Annotated in this window: 11 protein-coding genes; 4 read left to right on the forward strand and 7 right to left on the reverse strand. The window is 42.4% G+C overall.

What is annotated here, in order from left to right; translation table 11 throughout:
- Positions 1-9: 9 nt before the first annotated feature.
- Both AAC852_RS04695 and AAC852_RS04700 read right to left on the reverse strand, forming a co-directional pair.
- Positions 10-2,445, reverse strand: coding sequence for an acyl-CoA reductase (locus AAC852_RS04695; RefSeq protein ID WP_340620023.1), 2,436 nt, complete (start codon positions 2,443-2,445; stop codon positions 10-12).
- 1 nt (position 2,446) lies between these two features.
- Positions 2,447-3,577, reverse strand: a complete 1,131-nt coding sequence (locus AAC852_RS04700; RefSeq protein WP_340620024.1) for a LuxE/PaaK family acyltransferase — start codon at positions 3,575-3,577, stop codon at positions 2,447-2,449.
- 1,286 nt (positions 3,578-4,863) lie between these two features.
- Between AAC852_RS04700 and AAC852_RS04705 the strand changes: the two genes are divergently transcribed.
- Positions 4,864-5,868: an IS110 family RNA-guided transposase gene (locus tag AAC852_RS04705; RefSeq protein WP_262946804.1), complete on the forward strand. Its 1,005-nt coding sequence runs from the start codon at positions 4,864-4,866 to the stop codon at positions 5,866-5,868.
- 279 nt (positions 5,869-6,147) lie between these two features.
- On the opposite strand, the gene AAC852_RS04710 is transcribed toward AAC852_RS04705, so the two are convergent.
- Positions 6,148-7,377, reverse strand: a complete 1,230-nt coding sequence (locus AAC852_RS04710) for a BaiN/RdsA family NAD(P)/FAD-dependent oxidoreductase (protein WP_340620025.1) — start codon at positions 7,375-7,377, stop codon at positions 6,148-6,150.
- Between the two features lie 333 nt (positions 7,378-7,710).
- On the opposite strand from AAC852_RS04710, the gene pitA reads away from it, so the two are divergent.
- A complete protein-coding gene (gene pitA / locus AAC852_RS04715) occupies positions 7,711-9,201 on the forward strand; it encodes an inorganic phosphate transporter PitA (RefSeq protein ID WP_340620026.1) in 1,491 nt (496 codons plus the stop codon).
- An 86-nt stretch (positions 9,202-9,287) separates the two neighbouring features.
- Here the strand turns inward: pitA and uspB are convergent, their stop codons facing one another.
- Positions 9,288-9,620 (reverse strand): universal stress protein UspB, encoded by a 333-nt coding sequence (uspB, locus tag AAC852_RS04720; protein WP_340620027.1) that lies wholly within the window; start codon positions 9,618-9,620, stop codon positions 9,288-9,290.
- Between the two features lie 343 nt (positions 9,621-9,963).
- On the opposite strand from uspB, the gene uspA reads away from it, so the two are divergent.
- A complete protein-coding gene (gene uspA, locus AAC852_RS04725) occupies positions 9,964-10,395 on the forward strand; it encodes a universal stress protein UspA (protein ID WP_340620028.1) in 432 nt (143 codons plus the stop codon).
- 272 nt (positions 10,396-10,667) lie between these two features.
- Positions 10,668-12,011, forward strand: a complete 1,344-nt coding sequence (gene gdhA, locus AAC852_RS04730; RefSeq protein WP_340620029.1) for an NADP-specific glutamate dehydrogenase — start codon at positions 10,668-10,670, stop codon at positions 12,009-12,011.
- An 84-nt stretch (positions 12,012-12,095) separates the two neighbouring features.
- Here the strand turns inward: gdhA and AAC852_RS04735 are convergent, their stop codons facing one another.
- Genes AAC852_RS04735 through AAC852_RS04745 form a run of 3 tightly spaced genes read right to left on the reverse strand, consistent with a single transcriptional unit; the run spans position 12,096 to position 16,384 of the window.
- Positions 12,096-14,261, reverse strand: coding sequence for a peptidase domain-containing ABC transporter (locus AAC852_RS04735; protein WP_340620030.1), 2,166 nt, complete (start codon positions 14,259-14,261; stop codon positions 12,096-12,098).
- Positions 14,233-15,504, reverse strand: coding sequence for an HlyD family secretion protein (locus AAC852_RS04740; RefSeq protein ID WP_187650501.1), 1,272 nt, complete (start codon positions 15,502-15,504; stop codon positions 14,233-14,235). Before AAC852_RS04740 ends, AAC852_RS04735 begins: the two co-directional genes overlap by 29 nt.
- The gene (locus tag AAC852_RS04745) at positions 15,485-16,384 is read right to left on the reverse strand and encodes a hypothetical protein (protein WP_340620031.1); all 900 of its coding nucleotides are present in this window, start codon (positions 16,382-16,384) and stop codon (positions 15,485-15,487) included. Before AAC852_RS04745 ends, AAC852_RS04740 begins: the two co-directional genes overlap by 20 nt.
- Positions 16,385-16,393: the final 9 nt, after the last annotated feature.

Raw genomic sequence — 16,393 nt, forward strand, 5'->3', positions numbered from 1 at the left:
TTCACCTAATCAGAATTTACGCAAGTCAATGAACAATGGTGCTTTTCCACTATTGATATTCCGACGAAATTCTGTTGCCGGGGAAAATAAAACGTCCAGATTCAGCATCCCTCCTTCAACCACTTCCTTTATTTTTACATTCTCTTTCAGACCTAATAAGTGCTCGCGAACTGCGACAACATCAGGGTTCTCAATTAAGAGCTGAATACTGTTGATCCCTTCACCGTTATGATCGATAAGCCATTGCACCGGGGCTTCCAGTTGTTCGGATAATTCAGTCAGATTGATAAAAATACTGCTGACACGTAACAGGGAACCATTACGTCCAACAAGCCGGAAACGCGGTGTCAACTGACCACAAGTACAAGGTTCAGCGATCCAGTATCCGAGATCGCCCAAATCGTAGCGCTGAACAGATTGTGCCTCGCGGTGCCGGGAAGTGAATATCAGACGACCAGTTTTCCCCTCAGTTACTGGGTTATCATTATGAATATTAAGTATTTCTAACCACTGGTTATCAGCCATTAAATGGAAAATACCATCTTCACTGGCTGCACATCCATGACCTAATGGGCCTGCATCTACAGACCCGTAGACTGCGGAACGTATCAGGGTAACTCCGAACTCATGCAGGAAAGTCCTCTGGTTGACATTCAGGTGTTCTCCTCCTAAAAACAGTTTGCGTACGCCACCGTATTCACGCAATTTTTTAGTTTCACTCAGGAACAATCGGTGTATCGTACTTGGCATACCTACCAGAGTATTAATGCGTTGCTGCACAATTAAATCAGCTATTTCACTGAAATCATCGTCAATCGGGCCACCCATCGGATATTGAGTTACACCTAGCTTATCCAGAACAGTGAAGAAGCTTATCATTCCGCCGTACAGTTTTCCCCCATACAACAGGTTCATGACCCGGTCTGTAGCAGGTTCAAGGCCACAGGCGAACAGGCCGTCGGCTGCTGATTGCATTTGTTTGTGATAATCAGAATAACTATAAGCGGCCAGCTTAGGTACTCCGCTACTGCCGCCACTGCGGAAAAACAGGCGGCTTTTCTCATTTGGAGTTAATTCCTGAAAATCTGCCTTATTCATGACAGGCAGGTTATCCAGACTGGGTGGGCGAGGGGGTGGAATATCAAGGTGAGCGGAACCAGCCAAGATATCCGCAGGCAGGCTGACAGAAACCCGTTTGGTGAGGCGTGTCAGTGCATAAACGCCATCGTGTGGCTCACCGCTATAACCGTCGTGCATCTGACCCGCAGGGGCAATACGGCTAATTCCCGCTGCAAACAGGGTATGGCTCATCTCTACAATATGTTCCTGACGGGCAACCAGAGCACAGCTCTGAAGATGGTTACGCCAGGGACGCAGAATAGAACATAGCTGCTGACGAGGTGCCGGACGTAACTGCAATGTGCGGAACAGAGGAGAAGCTGCCAGTTCCTGCTCGTGCCGCCAGATTACCCGCCATCCATCAGCTTGCCAGAGCTTGCCATGTACTTGGGTGAATGCGAAATCGAGGCACTGAAAAGCTACCTGAGTTGTAATTTCAGCCGATTCCTGAACGTCAGTCTGTAATACCGGATATAATCCAGAACGACGTTCAAGAGCTGCTGCCATACGTTGTCCGATATCCTGCAAAACTTCTGGATCATCACTATCGACCAGCAAACATTGTGGACTGGAGCAGGCTTGTTGGTCATAACAGCAAATATCATCTGCCAGTGCATCTAATTGGGCATTATTCACGGCGTCAGGACTCAGCCAGGCAAAACTGATGCGATGTCCCCAATCAATCCAGCGGCAACCTGCCGGCAATTGGGTACGAATGGTTGATAGTGCAGAATCTCCCCCCCAAGCGGAAACAGCGTCGGCCTGACTCAGCAGTTCTCCCAATTGTGTAACAGGTAATGACAAAACCGCAATCCGGTCTGCCAGATTGCCGGAAATATCGTGAGCCAGAAATGCATCCAGAAGCAGTGTACTAAATCCGTTATCACTGCTGCTGGGCCGTAACCAGTTGATATTGCCGACTAACAAACTTTCCAGCACTGCCATAAAAGGAAGAAGTTGCGCGTTAGAAGGTGTGATATGGACAACCAACCCCAAGGGTTTCCAGGCTTCGTAGCGATTCTGGTTATAATCGAATCTGCGCAGGGAAAATGCATCCTGCCCCAGTTCTCGCTCCAATTTAGTTTGTAAGGCTTCACGTTGACAGAAGGCGATAAGTGCCTCACGTGTTTTAGCATCAAAAAGGGGGTGATCATCCATCTTGGTAAGATGATTGGCGAAGCGTTGGGCGCACTCAAGTACCTGTTCGGCACTATGAGGTTGGGCGAGCAACTCTGGTAAACGTGCACGTAATTTTGCGATTTTTTGTTTTGTTAACTGTCCCTGTTCAACAGCAAGCTGATCATTAATTGTTTCAATGGAAGACATCTCAGGACCCCTTAATCAATTCAGAAGCGGCAATTGCACAACTACGACTTTTGCTAGTACCTGCACGGCCAAGCAGTTCAAACCAATCAGTGTTCAGTTCACAACCACAACTATCACCGGGATGCAGTACTGCCAGATCACTCATGACAATGCTGTGAGCTGGGCTGGAAGTGATATAAGGTGAGATGAAATGTAGAAAACCGGGTTTACCATAAGGTTGCCGTGATATGTTGGCTGTGTGGCGTATATAAACCCGTGAGTAGACTGGAACGTGAAAACGATGGTGAGAACATTCCATGTAAGGCACAGGATGTTCAACTGAACCGTAACCATCACGACAACGTATATCAGGGATACCCAGTTGTTCTGCCAGTCGTTGATACAACGCCAGTTTGGGAATTGCTTTGTCAGCATGTGTTTTCCAGCCGCCACCGAGGGAGACCAGCGAATCTGGATGTAATTTCAGAGCGGGTAATCCCATCTCTTCCATTCTTTGCAGGGTAAACCATAGGAAAGCAGGAAAGCCAAAAATACGCACGGGCAGCCCTTCTTCGGCGAATTCTTGAAGAGCTCTGATTGTCCCGAAGGGATCGAATTCATTACTCTTACCGTTATGACGCAACGCATAATGAACCCGGTTTACAGGGGCATATTTACACAAAAAATGGTCGGTATAAGCTGTTCCTAACGTAATGGAGCCAGCAGGTTCATAGCTGAGCAGCAGGTAGTTACACGGTTGCTCAGGAGTATTCCAATCATAATAATTGAAAATGCGATCCACCATATCCTGAGCCGCTGTGATACTCCTGTTATCGTAGTGCATACGGCTTTTTTGCCCGGTTGTACCTGATGATGTCAATTCCAACGCATCTTTTGTGCGATTACTGACTATTAGGTTACGTTTAAAATAATTGGCAAATAATGGTGGCAGGCTTGACCAGTCTTCCAGCTCCATTACAGCCTGTTTATCCAAAGCATTATTTGCCAGCCACTGCTCATAACCTGGAGTATGTTCACAGTGGTATAACGTTAATTCACGCATAGCATCATTAAATAATGCATCATACTCGGCACAAACATGATAAGGGTGTGCTAAGGCACATAGTGCTTTAACATGGGTTAAATTTTGCATATTTAAGACTCATTCTTTTTTGAACAAAATAATCTTGGGATTTACTTCCCAGTAAAAATTAATAATTTTTTTGTTCATATTTTGGATATAATAATTTTTAATAGGCTTATTTCATTATCGAATATCAATAACCCATTCTATTTAATAATTAATCCCTGAGCCTTGGTTGCAGAATGATGTTATGTTGGAAGGTGCTGACAGCTGTTAAAATTATTTTAAAAACTATATTAAATGGATAATTGACTAGAAAAATTGCACTTTTGCTAGTTTTATAGTTTGCTGTTAGTCCTAAATTGGCGCGCATTATTCCAAACTAAAACATAATAATCAATCGATTTTTCTAATGTTTTTCGTGTGTTGAAGGATAATATTATATCATTATTTAAGATGGTTATTTCATTAATTATTTTTTTATGCTATCTAAAAATTTAAATGAAATAATATGTTCTTTTTCTGGGTAGATATTAATTTAAACTTTGGTATTTATTCATAACCTAAATTAGCTATTAATATCCCCTTAATAATTATTTTTACTCCAGTAGTAACAATTTTCTGGCACCGTAGGCGTGGGGTTAATATATTCGGCAATAACTAGACATCATCATAACATACATAGCAATTCTCATTGATATACTATTTATTTGATATACTCATCGTCTTTCAACTTCCAGTCTTATCAGGGCTGCTTAGGTGTAGGAAGATATGGCTACAAATACAGAATTATTCATATTGAACAGGCCGTTAAATTAGCACGAAAAGATATTTGACAATGAATACCCCATTACTGAAACAACCTCGAATCACACAGAGTGATGTATTTTTGAACGCGGATACATCACCATAGGCAGCGTTCTATGGTAATAATCAATTTTTAAGATGAGATTTACCAGGCAAAAAAACATTGGTTAACATATCAACTTCTTCATGATGTTATAAAAAATCCGAATATATATTAAAGGTACTCATAGCTATTACAGCGATTGTTGGAATAGAAACCGGTGGTCGTTTATTGCAGGTTCAGTGCTTTTCGTTTTTAGGTCGTTACATCTAGCCTCTTCCCACTGTCTTTCGTATTGAGCGGGGGAAATTCCCCCATTAAAGCTATGGGGACGGATATAGTTGTAATTTTGAGCACTGGTATCCGGGCATAAAATTAGGTGACGAAACGGAGTACTATTTGACAGAAGCAGTTGCTGCATGAGTGGCCCACACTAATGAGATGGCCGCCCTCACCCTGTTAGCGATATATTGACAGCGTGTGATTTATTTTTTAAGAGGCTACCATCATGAACACTATCGCACTGATTGGCATCGATCTCGGCAAACATTCCTTTCATGTCCATTGTCAGGATCAATCGGGGAAAGCCTTACTGCGTAAAAAATTCACCCGAACTAAATTGATGGAATTCTTAGCTGACTGCTTTCCGGCAACGGTGGTGATGGAAGCCTGTGCTGGCGCACATTTCATGGCAAGGCGGATCGCTGATTTGGGGCATGAGGCCAAGCTGATTTCACCGCAGTTTGTGCGTCCCTTCGTTAAAAGTAACAAGAATGATTTTATTGATGCTGAAGCTATCTGTGAAGCCGCTTCACGTCCTTCAATGCGGTTTGTTCAGCCCAGAACGGAAGCCCAACAAGCCATGCGAGCGTTGCATCGTGTCCGGGAATCACTGGTCCGGGATAAAGTCAAAACGACCAACCAGATGCAGGCTTTCCTGCTTGAGTTTGGCATCAGTATGCCCAAAGGGATTGCTGTGATAAAACGACTCTCCACTGTGTTGGTTGAACATGAACTTCCCCCTTATCTGGTACAGGTATTACTGCGGTTACAGGCGCATTATCACTATTTGGTTGAACAAATCACCGAGATTGAAACTGCCCTGTCACAGGAGATTGCTCAGGATGATACCGGACAACGGCTGATGACGATCCCCGGCATTGGCCCCATCACGGCGAGTGTGCTTTCCTCACAACTGGGCGATGGGAAGCAATACGCACACAGCCGGGATTTTGCAGCCTCGACGGGATTGGTTCCCCGCCAATACAGTACCGGGGGAAAGACAACCTTATTAGGGATCAGTAAACGGGGTAATAAGACACTCCGGCAACTGTTGGTGCTATGTGCCCGAACGTTCATAATGCATATTGAGCATAGAAAGGGCAAACTGGCTGACTGGGTTAAACGGCAACTTGAACGAAAGCATTCTAATATTGTGGCCTGTGCGTTAGCGAATAAACTCGCCCGGATAGCGTGGGCTATGACGACACAACACACGGTATTTGAAGCCTAAATCAAGCCTGTTGTGAACAAATTTGAAACGAGACCCCACTGGTTTTGCGAAGACTGATAATTGATGACATGAACGGCCTACCGGCCTGATGAGAAACCTAGCATAAAAATTGGCTCCTTGAAGCCGGCACACTTTTAAGGTTCATCAGGCGCGGAACTCATCGAGGCGCAGGCTCCTTGCCTATAATGACGCCGGATAGATTTAAGCAAGCCCAAAATTCATCAAAATGAGTGTTGCAAAAACGAGGGCGACCATAGATTTTATGCTCTCTTTTATGTTTTATAAGCTTTTACCGGAGTTAAACTTTATTGTCTCTGCACACATGATTAAAGCCTGCGCACAAGCCCATGCAGAACTCCATGCCCATTGGAAGTTATATCCGCCAAGCCAGCCGGTAACATCGACAACTTCACCGATAAAATACAATCCTTTGACCTTATGGGATTCCATTGTTTTCGATGACAACTCATTGGTGTCTACACCGCCAAGAGTAACTTCTGCTGTACGATATCCTTCCGTGCCATTTGGTTGTACTTGCCAACATTGCAGGGTAGTGATCAGCGCTTTTTTCTGTGTCTGGTTAAGTTGTTTCAGAGAGCGTTCCGGTAGTTGATCAAGAGACTGTAAACATTCCACCAGACGCTTGGGTAGCAGTTTGGCAAGAGTATTTTTCAAACTTTGATTAGGATGGGATTCACGCTCTTTATCGAGAAAGGTATCTAAGTCTGTATCAGGAAGTAAGTTAATACTCACGTACTCACCGGGCTGCCAATAACTGGAGATCTGTAAAATCGCGGGGCCGGAAAGTCCACGATGCGTAAACAGGATATTTTCTCTGAATACGGTGCCATCTTTTGCGGTGACAATCGAAGGAACCGCAACACCGGAGAGGGATTGCAGTTGTTCCAGCAATGGCTTATGCAAGGTAAAAGGCACTAATGCCGCACGAGTAGGCAGGATATTAAGACCAAACTGTTCCGCGATGCGATAACCTAAAGGGGACGCCCCCAATCCGGGCATGGATAGCCCACCAGATGCTACAACAAGTAAGTGCGTGCTTACTTTTTTCCCCGATGCGATAACCTCAAATCCCTGTACATGTTTCTCGATTTGTGTCACTTCGCTGCGTAGCCGGATTGTCACCTGACCTGCTTCACACTCTTGCAAAAGCAGATCGACAATTTGTTGGGCAGAGTCGTCACAAAAAAGTTGTCCCAACGTTTTTTCGTGATAGGCAATCCCATAACGTTGAACCAAGTCAATAAAATCCCATTGTGTATAGCGAGCAAGTGCTGACTTACAAAAATGTGGATTGGCAGAAAGATAGGCAGCAGGTTCAGTATACATATTGGTGAAGTTACAGCGCCCGCCTCCAGACATCAAAATTTTGCGGCCGGCTTTTTTACCGTTATCCAGTACCAGAACGTTCAATCCTGCCTGTCCTGCTTGTGCAGCACAAAACAAGCCTGCCGCGCCAGCACCAATAATCACTACATCAAATTTTTCCATTCGTTTGTTGTCTCTATTTTACTGAATTATATTGCTGAATGACTTTCTTGCCGGATCACTTGGCAGGAAATAAACTTCATTGTGGAGGGACTATCTGCAAAATGCAGAGAAAAATCAGTATTTGTTTGAACTTTTATCGTGACAAGTCATTTTTCATCAAAAAAATATCAAAACATAGAAAATATATAATATATTGATATTTATTGTAAAAATGATTAATTCGCTGTCGGTTTCTTGTCATTAAATCAAAAAAAGGTCATATTTCTCTTTTCCCGCCAGCGTTTGTCACTGATAATGCGCCGCGTTCATGTCCTACTAACTGGCTTAACGTTTATGCTATATCTGTTTACTGGCCTGGATTTTTATACCGGCCTTATGTTAGTACTTGCTCTGTTGTTTGTGCTTTTCTATGAAGCCATCAATGGGTTTCATGATACCGCAAATGCAGTAGCAACTGTTATTTATACCCGCGCTATGCGTTCGCAATTTGCCGTTGTCATGGCAGGGGTTTTTAACTTTTTTGGTGTCCTCCTGGGTGGATTAAGTGTCGCTTACGCGATTGTGCATCTATTACCTACAGATCTTTTGTTGAATGTCAGCTCAAGCCATGGTTTGGCGATGGTTTTCTCCATGTTGCTGGCAGCAATTATCTGGAATCTGGGCACATGGTATTTCGGCATTCCTGCGTCCAGCTCTCATACGTTGATTGGTTCCATTATCGGTATTGGCCTGACCAATGCGATAGTGACCAGCTCTTCTGTCGTTGAGGCACTTAATATTCCGAAGATGATACAGATTTTCATGTCGTTGATTCTGTCTCCTCTGGTTGGTTTAGTGATTGCAGGAGCGATGGTTTTTTTACTGCGCCGTTACTGGAGTGGGACTAAAAAGCGTCGTCGTATTCACATGACTCCGGCTGAACGTGAAAAACAGGATGGTAAACGTAAACCACCATTCTGGACACGGACTGCACTGATCCTTTCTGCTGTTGGTGTGAGTTTTTCTCATGGCGCAAATGATGGGCAGAAGGGTATCGGTCTGATCATGCTGGTCTTGATTGGTGTTGCGCCTGCTGGCTTTGTTGTCAATATGAACTCAACCAGTTATGACATTGCCCGCACCCATGATGCAGTTGTTCATTTACACCAGTATTATGAACAACATGCTCCTGCCCTTTCTCATGCGATTGAGTTGACACCGACTGTATCTGCGGTTGAAGACCAACTGGACATGACTTTCCACTGTGATAGCTCACGTGCGTTGGTGGTGCTGAATAACGCGGAAACGATATTAGGAAGCCTCCAGAACTTCAATCAATTGAATCCAGACCAACGTAACAATATGCGTCGTATGCTGATGTGTATTGCTGATACTGCGGGAGCCGTAGCCAAACTGCCTGAAACCAGTATGGAAGATGCACGTTTCCTGCATAAATTGCGTAGAGATCTGCTGAATACCGTTGAATATGCGCCAATGTGGATCATTATCGCTGTGGCTCTTGCTCTGTCTCTGGGGACAATGGTTGGTTGGAAACGGGTTGCTGTCACTATTGGTGAGAAAATCGGTAAAAAAGGCATGACATATGCCCAGGGAGTTTCAGCTCAGGTTACCGCAGCAGTGTCGATTGGGGTTGCCAGTTATACGGGGATGCCTGTATCGACAACGCAAGTTCTCTCTTCTGCGGTAGCAGGTACAATGCTGGTTGATGGTGGTGGTGTTCAAAGTAAGACTATCAAAAATATTATGCTGGCGTGGGTACTGACATTGCCTATCTCAATTGCACTGTCAGGCTGTCTGTACTGGATTGCTCTGCAACTGATCTAATCCTTTTTAGGAAAAGGGTTGAGTCACATTCAGCGGCTCAACCCTTTTTATTACACTTTTCACATTTGCTTTCTTTTGCATTGCTATCAAGCTATCACTATGACTATCAGACACAGTAAAACAATCCCACATAACATACTCGTCAATATAAATTGTTTCCGCAGCCTTTCGCAGAAAAAGATAACATCGGTATTGTGATGGTTGAGGTAGCTTTGTGAATTGATGTAGTGTACCAGCCGAATATGTTTACCAAACTGACCATTAGCAGTAAAAAAACCATTACCATCAATAGATTGGTATAGCATCGGATCTGCCTGGCGCAAAATAGATAATAATACGCGGAGCGAAGAGACGTAGCGTAATATATTGATAATACAGATAATGCAAATTGCCCAAAAGAATGCAACCATATTGAACATATTTCCCCCTCCTTAGAGCGGCAATGAAATACCAGATTAAGAATTCATCTCAAAAGATAGCAATATGAATAATCACTGTATTAAATTTTAGGAGGAAATAGAGTATTAGAAAAGTCAAACGACAGTGAAAAATGGGTTCATAACAGGGAGTGTAATGCTGATAAAGTATTTAATATTACGGTAGTGTTATAAGCAGATGTCTGTATTTTCAAATGGTTAAAAAAATAAAGTAACAAGTTGTGATCACAACAACACTCGAAAGAGACCTCAAGCAGTTATAGTATAAGCATAGAATCATGGCGTTTAATGCCGCCAATCCATTTTATGGAAGGAGTTCACTTATATGGCTTACAAACATATCCTTGTTGCAGTTGATCTATCTCCAGAAAGCAGGATTTTGGTGGATAAAGCGGTTTCATTGGCAAAACCATACAATGCCAAAGTCTCCTTGATCCATGTTGATGTCAACTACTCTGATCTTTATACCGGTCTCATTGACGTGAATCTTGGTGATATGCAAGAGCGTATTGCTGATGAAACCCGTAATTCGCTGAAAGAGTTATCTGCCAATTCAAGCTATGAAATTCAGGAAACGCTGAGTGGCAGCGGTGACTTAGGGCAAGTCCTTGTTGATGCTATCAAGAAATATGATGTGGATTTAGTTGTGTGCGGTCATCATCAGGATTTTTGGAGCAAGTTAATGTCTTCCGCGCGTCAGCTTATTAACACAGTTCATATTGATATGCTGATTGTTCCATTACGTGATGAAGATTAATCTTCGGTTAAAATTGGATTTTGTGAAATCGTCTGCTTATGCAGGCGATTTTTTTTGCTTAAGAAAAGATGATGACTCTTTTAATGACACTTTTTTGGAAATTGTCTAAATTATTTTTAACAAAACTTATAAAAATAGTTATTGAAATTCAATCATGAAACAGTGGTATATTCAGAAAGCAAACCGTAGTTACCTCACATTTTCGACAAAAAATAAAAAGGAAATGGCAGGGGGAGCATCACATCAGAATGATATAATAAAGGAAGCTATAAATGAATGTTTCATCATCTTTAGTCTCATTTCTCGAATCAATCCAGTGTCACAATCCACATCAACCAGAATATTTACAAGCGGTGAGGGAAGTGATGACATCACTTTGGCCTTTTCTTGAAAGAAATCCGCAATATCGTGAGCAAGGTTTGCTGGAGCGTTTGGTTGAACCGGAAAGAGTCATTCAATTCCGCGTTAGCTGGGTTGATGATCAGGGAAGAGTTCAGGTGAATCGCGCATGGCGAGTACAGTTTAATTCTGCCATTGGGCCATTTAAAGGGGGGATGCGTTTTCATCCTTCCGTGAATCTCTCAATCCTTAAATTTTTGGGTTTTGAGCAAACGTTGAAAAACGCTCTGACAACGTTGCCAATGGGAGGTGGAAAAGGAGGCTCTGATTTCGACCCAAAAGGAAAAAGTCAGGGTGAAATCATGCGGTTTTGTCAGGCATTGATGACAGAATTGTACCGCCATCTAGGGCCTGATACCGATGTACCTGCCGGTGATATTGGTGTTGGTGGCCGGGAAGTTGCCTTTATGGCGGGAATGATGAAGAAATTATCCAACAATACAGCTTGCGTTTTCACTGGTAAGGAACTTTCTTTTGGTGGCAGTTTAATCCGCCCTGAAGCAACGGGTTATGGCCTGGTTTATTTCACTCATGCCATGCTTAAACGTCATGGTATGGCGCTGGATAGGATGCGGGTGTCCGTTTCTGGCGCGGGAAATGTTGCCCAATACACTATCGAAAAATGTATGGAGCAGGGCGCTAAAGTGGTGACGGTATCTGATTCTGGCGGTACTGTGTTGGATGAAGAAGGTTTCACTCCAGAGAAGCTGGCTCATCTCGAAGAGATTAAAAATAAGCGTTATGGTCGTGTCGAAGATTATGCCAAAGAGCGTGGTTTGACTTTCCTTAAAGGTCAAAATCCGTGGTCGGTGCCTGTCGATATAGCTCTGCCTTGCGCTACCCAGAATGAACTGGATCTGGAAGATGCGAAATTACTGATTAAGAATGGTGTAAAAGCGGTTGCAGAAGGGGCAAATATGCCAGCAACTATTGCAGCGACGGATGTTTTCCTTGCGGCGGGCGTTTTGTTTGCACCGGGTAAAGCGGCCAATGCAGGAGGCGTAGCGACTTCTGGTCTGGAAATGGCGCAGAACGCGGCACGTCTGAGCTGGAAAGCAGAGAAAGTGGATATTCGCTTACAGCACATTATGCTCGATATTCACCAGTCCTGCGTAGAGTATGGTGGAGAAAGCAAGCAAACCAACTACGTACAGGGGGCGAATATAGCTGGCTTTGTCAAAGTCGCTGATGCAATGTTGGCGCAGGGTGTATTGTAATTCAGTATGCTTATCAACGAACAATAAGTGATTTTTTGATGAATAAACCCCATGTTGCCATGGGGCTTAGAATCAAAAATACAATCAGAACAAGACAGTACTGGAGATGTCAAATTTCGCAAAGGCTTTGTTTTTTAGGTTATATATCCTATCCGCGACGGCAATCGTTTCTGGCCGATGAGCTACAAAAATGCGGGTAATGGACATTTGCTTTAAGGCTTCGTTTATCTTTCGTTCGTTAAAAACGTCCAGGTCGCTGGTAGCCTCATCAAGTAAGAGGATCCGCGGGCGTTTATAAAGCGCTCTTGCAAGAGATACGCGTTGCTTTTGTCCTCCTGAAAGAATACTTCCCATATCACCTATCATTGTTTCGTATTGCATCGGCATCGCCATAATCTCGTCGTGTATTGCTGCTGCTTTAGCACATTGATACATCCATTCAAGATCGGGCTGAAGGTCAAAGGAGGAAATATTATCCATCAAGGAAGCAGCAAAAAGTTTGTCATCCTGCATCACAAATGCGGTGTGTCGACGATATTCGTCAATACCAATCTGCCGTAAGCTAGTACCATCAACTAATACATCCCCTGACTGAGGAATAGCTAAACCAGCCATTATTCTGAGAAGAGTTGATTTACCACAACCTGACGGGCCTATGATCGCTACGTTCTCGCCGGCATTAATCTCCATGTCGATGCCTTTAAAAATGAAGGGATCAGCTTCTCCGTAACGATAGGTGAGATTGTTAAGTGTTATCCGACCTGTTACGTTATTAAGAGATAACCGGTTTTTCGGATACCAGGCGCTTTCTGTTTTTGATGTTGCTATGTCTGTGAGACGATCCGAGTGTATTGATATAAGACGAAAGTTAAAGAGTGAATTTACCACCTTGATAAAACGGGTAAGGAACATATCAGAATAGAGCATAAAGGCAAATAGAATGCCTGTTGTTATTGCACTTTGCTCCATGAGATGACCACCAAAGAACAAAATTGTCGCCGATGAGAGTCCTGTAAGAAACCCGGATAAGGTTTGGTTTATGAGGTCTATCTTAAATAAATGAGTCCGGGCATTAGTGGTATCAATCACCTTATTAATCCATGCAATACGACGATTTTCTGACAGAGCAAATACCTTGACACATGATACGTTTCGCACTGTCTCAAGGAAATGAGATGACTGCCGCGCCTCATTGGTAATTGCTTCAACTCTTGCACTCTTATATGTGTCATAGAATGCAAGTTTTACCCCAAGATAAATAGCAGCAATGAGCAGTGAAATAATGGCCAAGAGTGGGCTGTAACAGAACATCAGAGTAGCCAGCGTTAGCAGGATGAGTACATCAAGTAAAGACGTCAGCATTTCAGCAGTGAAAGCCTCCTTGATCTCATTGAGTGATGTCAGCCGGGAGACTATATCTCCCACATGACGTTTTTCAAAGAATGATAATGGCAGGCTGAGTAATCGGTTAAAAAAACCTATGCTCCACTGTATTCCCAGTGAGTAACGCATTGCCATTAGCGTCCAGGCCCGGATGATACTGAGGGCAGAGCGAAGGATAAGCAGAAAAATAACGCCAATAACAATCAGGTTTAACATCTCAAGGTCGCTGGAGCGTAACACTACATCAATAATAAATTGAGAACTTAGGGGGATTGAAAGAGCTAATCCTTCAATAAAGAGCGACAGCAGAATGATTTTTAACAGCGTGCTTCTAAGCCCGGACACCCCCCGGAACATATCTGTGATTGTGATGCTCTCACCCGTTTTCTCCTTTTTAAAATCAGACTGTGGCCACACTTCCAGAACTATCCCCGTGAATTTATTTGATAATTCTTTCAGAGAGATCACTCTTTTCCCTAAAGCAGGATCATGGATAACAGCATTTTTTATTGTGATTTTTTTTAATACCACAAAATGGTTAAAGGACCAGTGCAGGATGCATGGAAGCTTGACACTTCTGAGTTCTTCAAGCTCAAGGCGCATAGCTCTGGCATTCATATTTATTTTTCCTGCTACCGTGATGAGTTGCCTTAATGACATACCATTGCTCGATACGTCGAAAATCTTCCTCATACTGTAGACATCAGTCTCCCGGTTGTGCCAAGTCGCAATCATGGCTAGGCATGCTAATCCACATTCTGTGGTTTCTGTTTGCATGATTACAGGAAGTTTTTTGCCGAAAGACTCAAAAAAACCATTAATTTTGTGCTGCATTTTTTTATTGCATACTGTCGTTTGCTCGTTCATATACCCTCTTAACTGGCATAAAGAGCCACTCGTAAATTTTTCTAGCCCTTACATATATCTCTGTTTCTACTTTCATGCCCGGCAGAAGAAATATGCTTTTTTGCCTCGCTGTCATAACTGGTCGTACTATTATCCGAAAAAGCTCTTTACCTTTATTTTCATCGTTTGCCTGAGCGGATGGGGAAATATTTACTGGTGCTTCTGATATTGTTTCTATGATACCTGCAATTTTTCCATGCCATTGATATGGATATGCAGCCACTCGCATCTTTACCCGCTGCCCGTTAGCAATATCACCGAGAGAATCAGACGGAGAAAGCAGCTCAATTTTTGGCATTGCATTCCGGGGAATGAGTACAGCGATTTGTTGTCCTGCCTTTACCCTCTCACCTTTATGGACGGTTACGCTGGTTATCATTCCATCAAGTGGTGCAGTAATTAAATATTCTCTTTTTCTTTCTATCATCAGGATCTGTTGCTCTATGCCGGCAATTTCAGTTGCGATTGATTTCTTCGCGGAGTCTAATTCTCTGTCGATAGCAGATATTTTCTTTTTCAAATCCAGTAACTCTCCTTGCAGGGTAATTATCTTTACCCTTGCAGATGAGAGATTCACAGTAGCGGAATAATAATCTTTCTTCCTGTCTATAAATTCAGTGTCAAGTGCAAGACCTTTTTTCCTCAATTGTGCATATAAGCTAGATTTTTTTTCTAACCATTTCTTCTGCTCCTCCGATGTTTTTATAAGAATATTTAGGTTTTCTATTTCTTGTTCTTTATTTTTTATTTTTTCAATGAGATAAATTTTATTTTCATCAGCTTCTCTGGTAGTCATATTAAGTTTTTTCAAAAGTACATTCTGTTGGTTTCTCAAACGTACCTCTATTTCAAAGTTGGTAGCACCAAGATGCGTTTCAATTTCATCACTCACAGAAAAAATGACTTCACCTTGCTTAATTAATTTTTTTTCTAAGGCTGCTGATTGAATAACTACACCATCGTTTTGCGCAATTAATGACACAGCGGGGGGATCATAAACTACAATGCCTGTGACATTGACTCTTTCGCTGTAAGAACCAAATGTAATTATTGATATAATGAAAACGAAAGTCAGCATACCTGTCAGAAGACAAATGGAGAGACTTGATGGAATGTTCAGATAAGATGTACCAAGCCATCCTTCTCGCTTATGTTGCAGAGCTTCGATACGATAGATTGAATTTTCATTCTTTTCGGTGCTCATCGGAAAGAAAAACCTTCTTATTTTTAAAATCGATAATTATTTTTTTGTTTCTAAGGAAGCTGTTTCCTATAAGGCCGTCAACTTTTCCCATATGTTGAAAATGCCCGTCAACAATGACAGCGCCAAAATGTTCTGGTTTCCCGGTTATTGATTTAATTGTAAGCGTTGTGGCTTCACATCCTTTGTTATCCATTTCTGGATGAGCCGTTAAACAGCTTATCGGTCTATAGGACTTAAGCCTCTCACGCCATATCATAGATACGGTAGCGCCTGTATCCAGGATCATGTGATATTTATGACCTGACTGCTCGGCATCAAAGACCATTCCATCAGCGGACATTTGGAAAGGAAGTTCTGTAAAACCTTTTGGCGTTTTTCGATTACCAGTAAGACTATCCGCTATAATTAATGAATTAGAGATATAGTCCAGTGTTATTTGTTTGTCTTTAAAAGCACCGAGACCCACAACAGGAGTATCTGGCAATTTTCCTTTGTGATAAACCAATAGTCCCCATTGCTTAAATGGAGTTACAATCACATTTTTAAATTTCATATTATTTACATCCAGAGAATTAACCAGATACTTTATATTTTCCTGAACTTTTCCGGTTAAATCGGTACTGTGATAAGTGTTTTCTTTTTTGAGTCCTTTTATTTTATTTATCTGATCTTCATAAAGGTAAAAATCCATAGAAGAGCCTGTATCAACCATTGCATATACTGGCTGACCGTCAATCATAAATGTTGTATAAGGAACAGAATATTTATCAAAGTTCAGTTTTAGTATTACAGGTTTTTCTATATTAGCAGGAGAATTCTCTGAAAAAGTAGCGATAATAAAAAATGAAAGTATTGCTAACCAATAATTAAATTTGATCATTGTTGGAGT

The sequence above is a fragment of the Xenorhabdus siamensis genome, assembly GCF_037996745.1.
Taxonomy (GTDB): Bacteria; Pseudomonadota; Gammaproteobacteria; order Enterobacterales; family Enterobacteriaceae; genus Xenorhabdus; species Xenorhabdus indica.

Coding starts and splice junctions, on each gene's coding strand:
- AAC852_RS04740 (WP_187650501.1), bottom strand. CDS start 15,504: ATGAGCACCGAAAAGAATGAAAATTCAATCTATCGTATCGAAGCTCTG.
- gdhA (WP_340620029.1), top strand. CDS start 10,668: ATGAATGTTTCATCATCTTTAGTCTCATTTCTCGAATCAATCCAGTGT.
- uspA (WP_340620028.1), top strand. CDS start 9,964: ATGGCTTACAAACATATCCTTGTTGCAGTTGATCTATCTCCAGAAAGC.
- pitA (WP_340620026.1), top strand. CDS start 7,711: ATGCTATATCTGTTTACTGGCCTGGATTTTTATACCGGCCTTATGTTA.
- AAC852_RS04705 (WP_262946804.1), top strand. CDS start 4,864: ATGAACACTATCGCACTGATTGGCATCGATCTCGGCAAACATTCCTTT.
- AAC852_RS04695 (WP_340620023.1), bottom strand. CDS start 2,445: ATGTCTTCCATTGAAACAATTAATGATCAGCTTGCTGTTGAACAGGGA.
- AAC852_RS04700 (WP_340620024.1), bottom strand. CDS start 3,577: ATGCAAAATTTAACCCATGTTAAAGCACTATGTGCCTTAGCACACCCT.
- AAC852_RS04710 (WP_340620025.1), bottom strand. CDS start 7,377: ATGGAAAAATTTGATGTAGTGATTATTGGTGCTGGCGCGGCAGGCTTG.
- AAC852_RS04735 (WP_340620030.1), bottom strand. CDS start 14,261: ATGAACGAGCAAACGACAGTATGCAATAAAAAAATGCAGCACAAAATT.
- AAC852_RS04745 (WP_340620031.1), bottom strand. CDS start 16,384: ATGATCAAATTTAATTATTGGTTAGCAATACTTTCATTTTTTATTATC.
- uspB (WP_340620027.1), bottom strand. CDS start 9,620: ATGTTCAATATGGTTGCATTCTTTTGGGCAATTTGCATTATCTGTATT.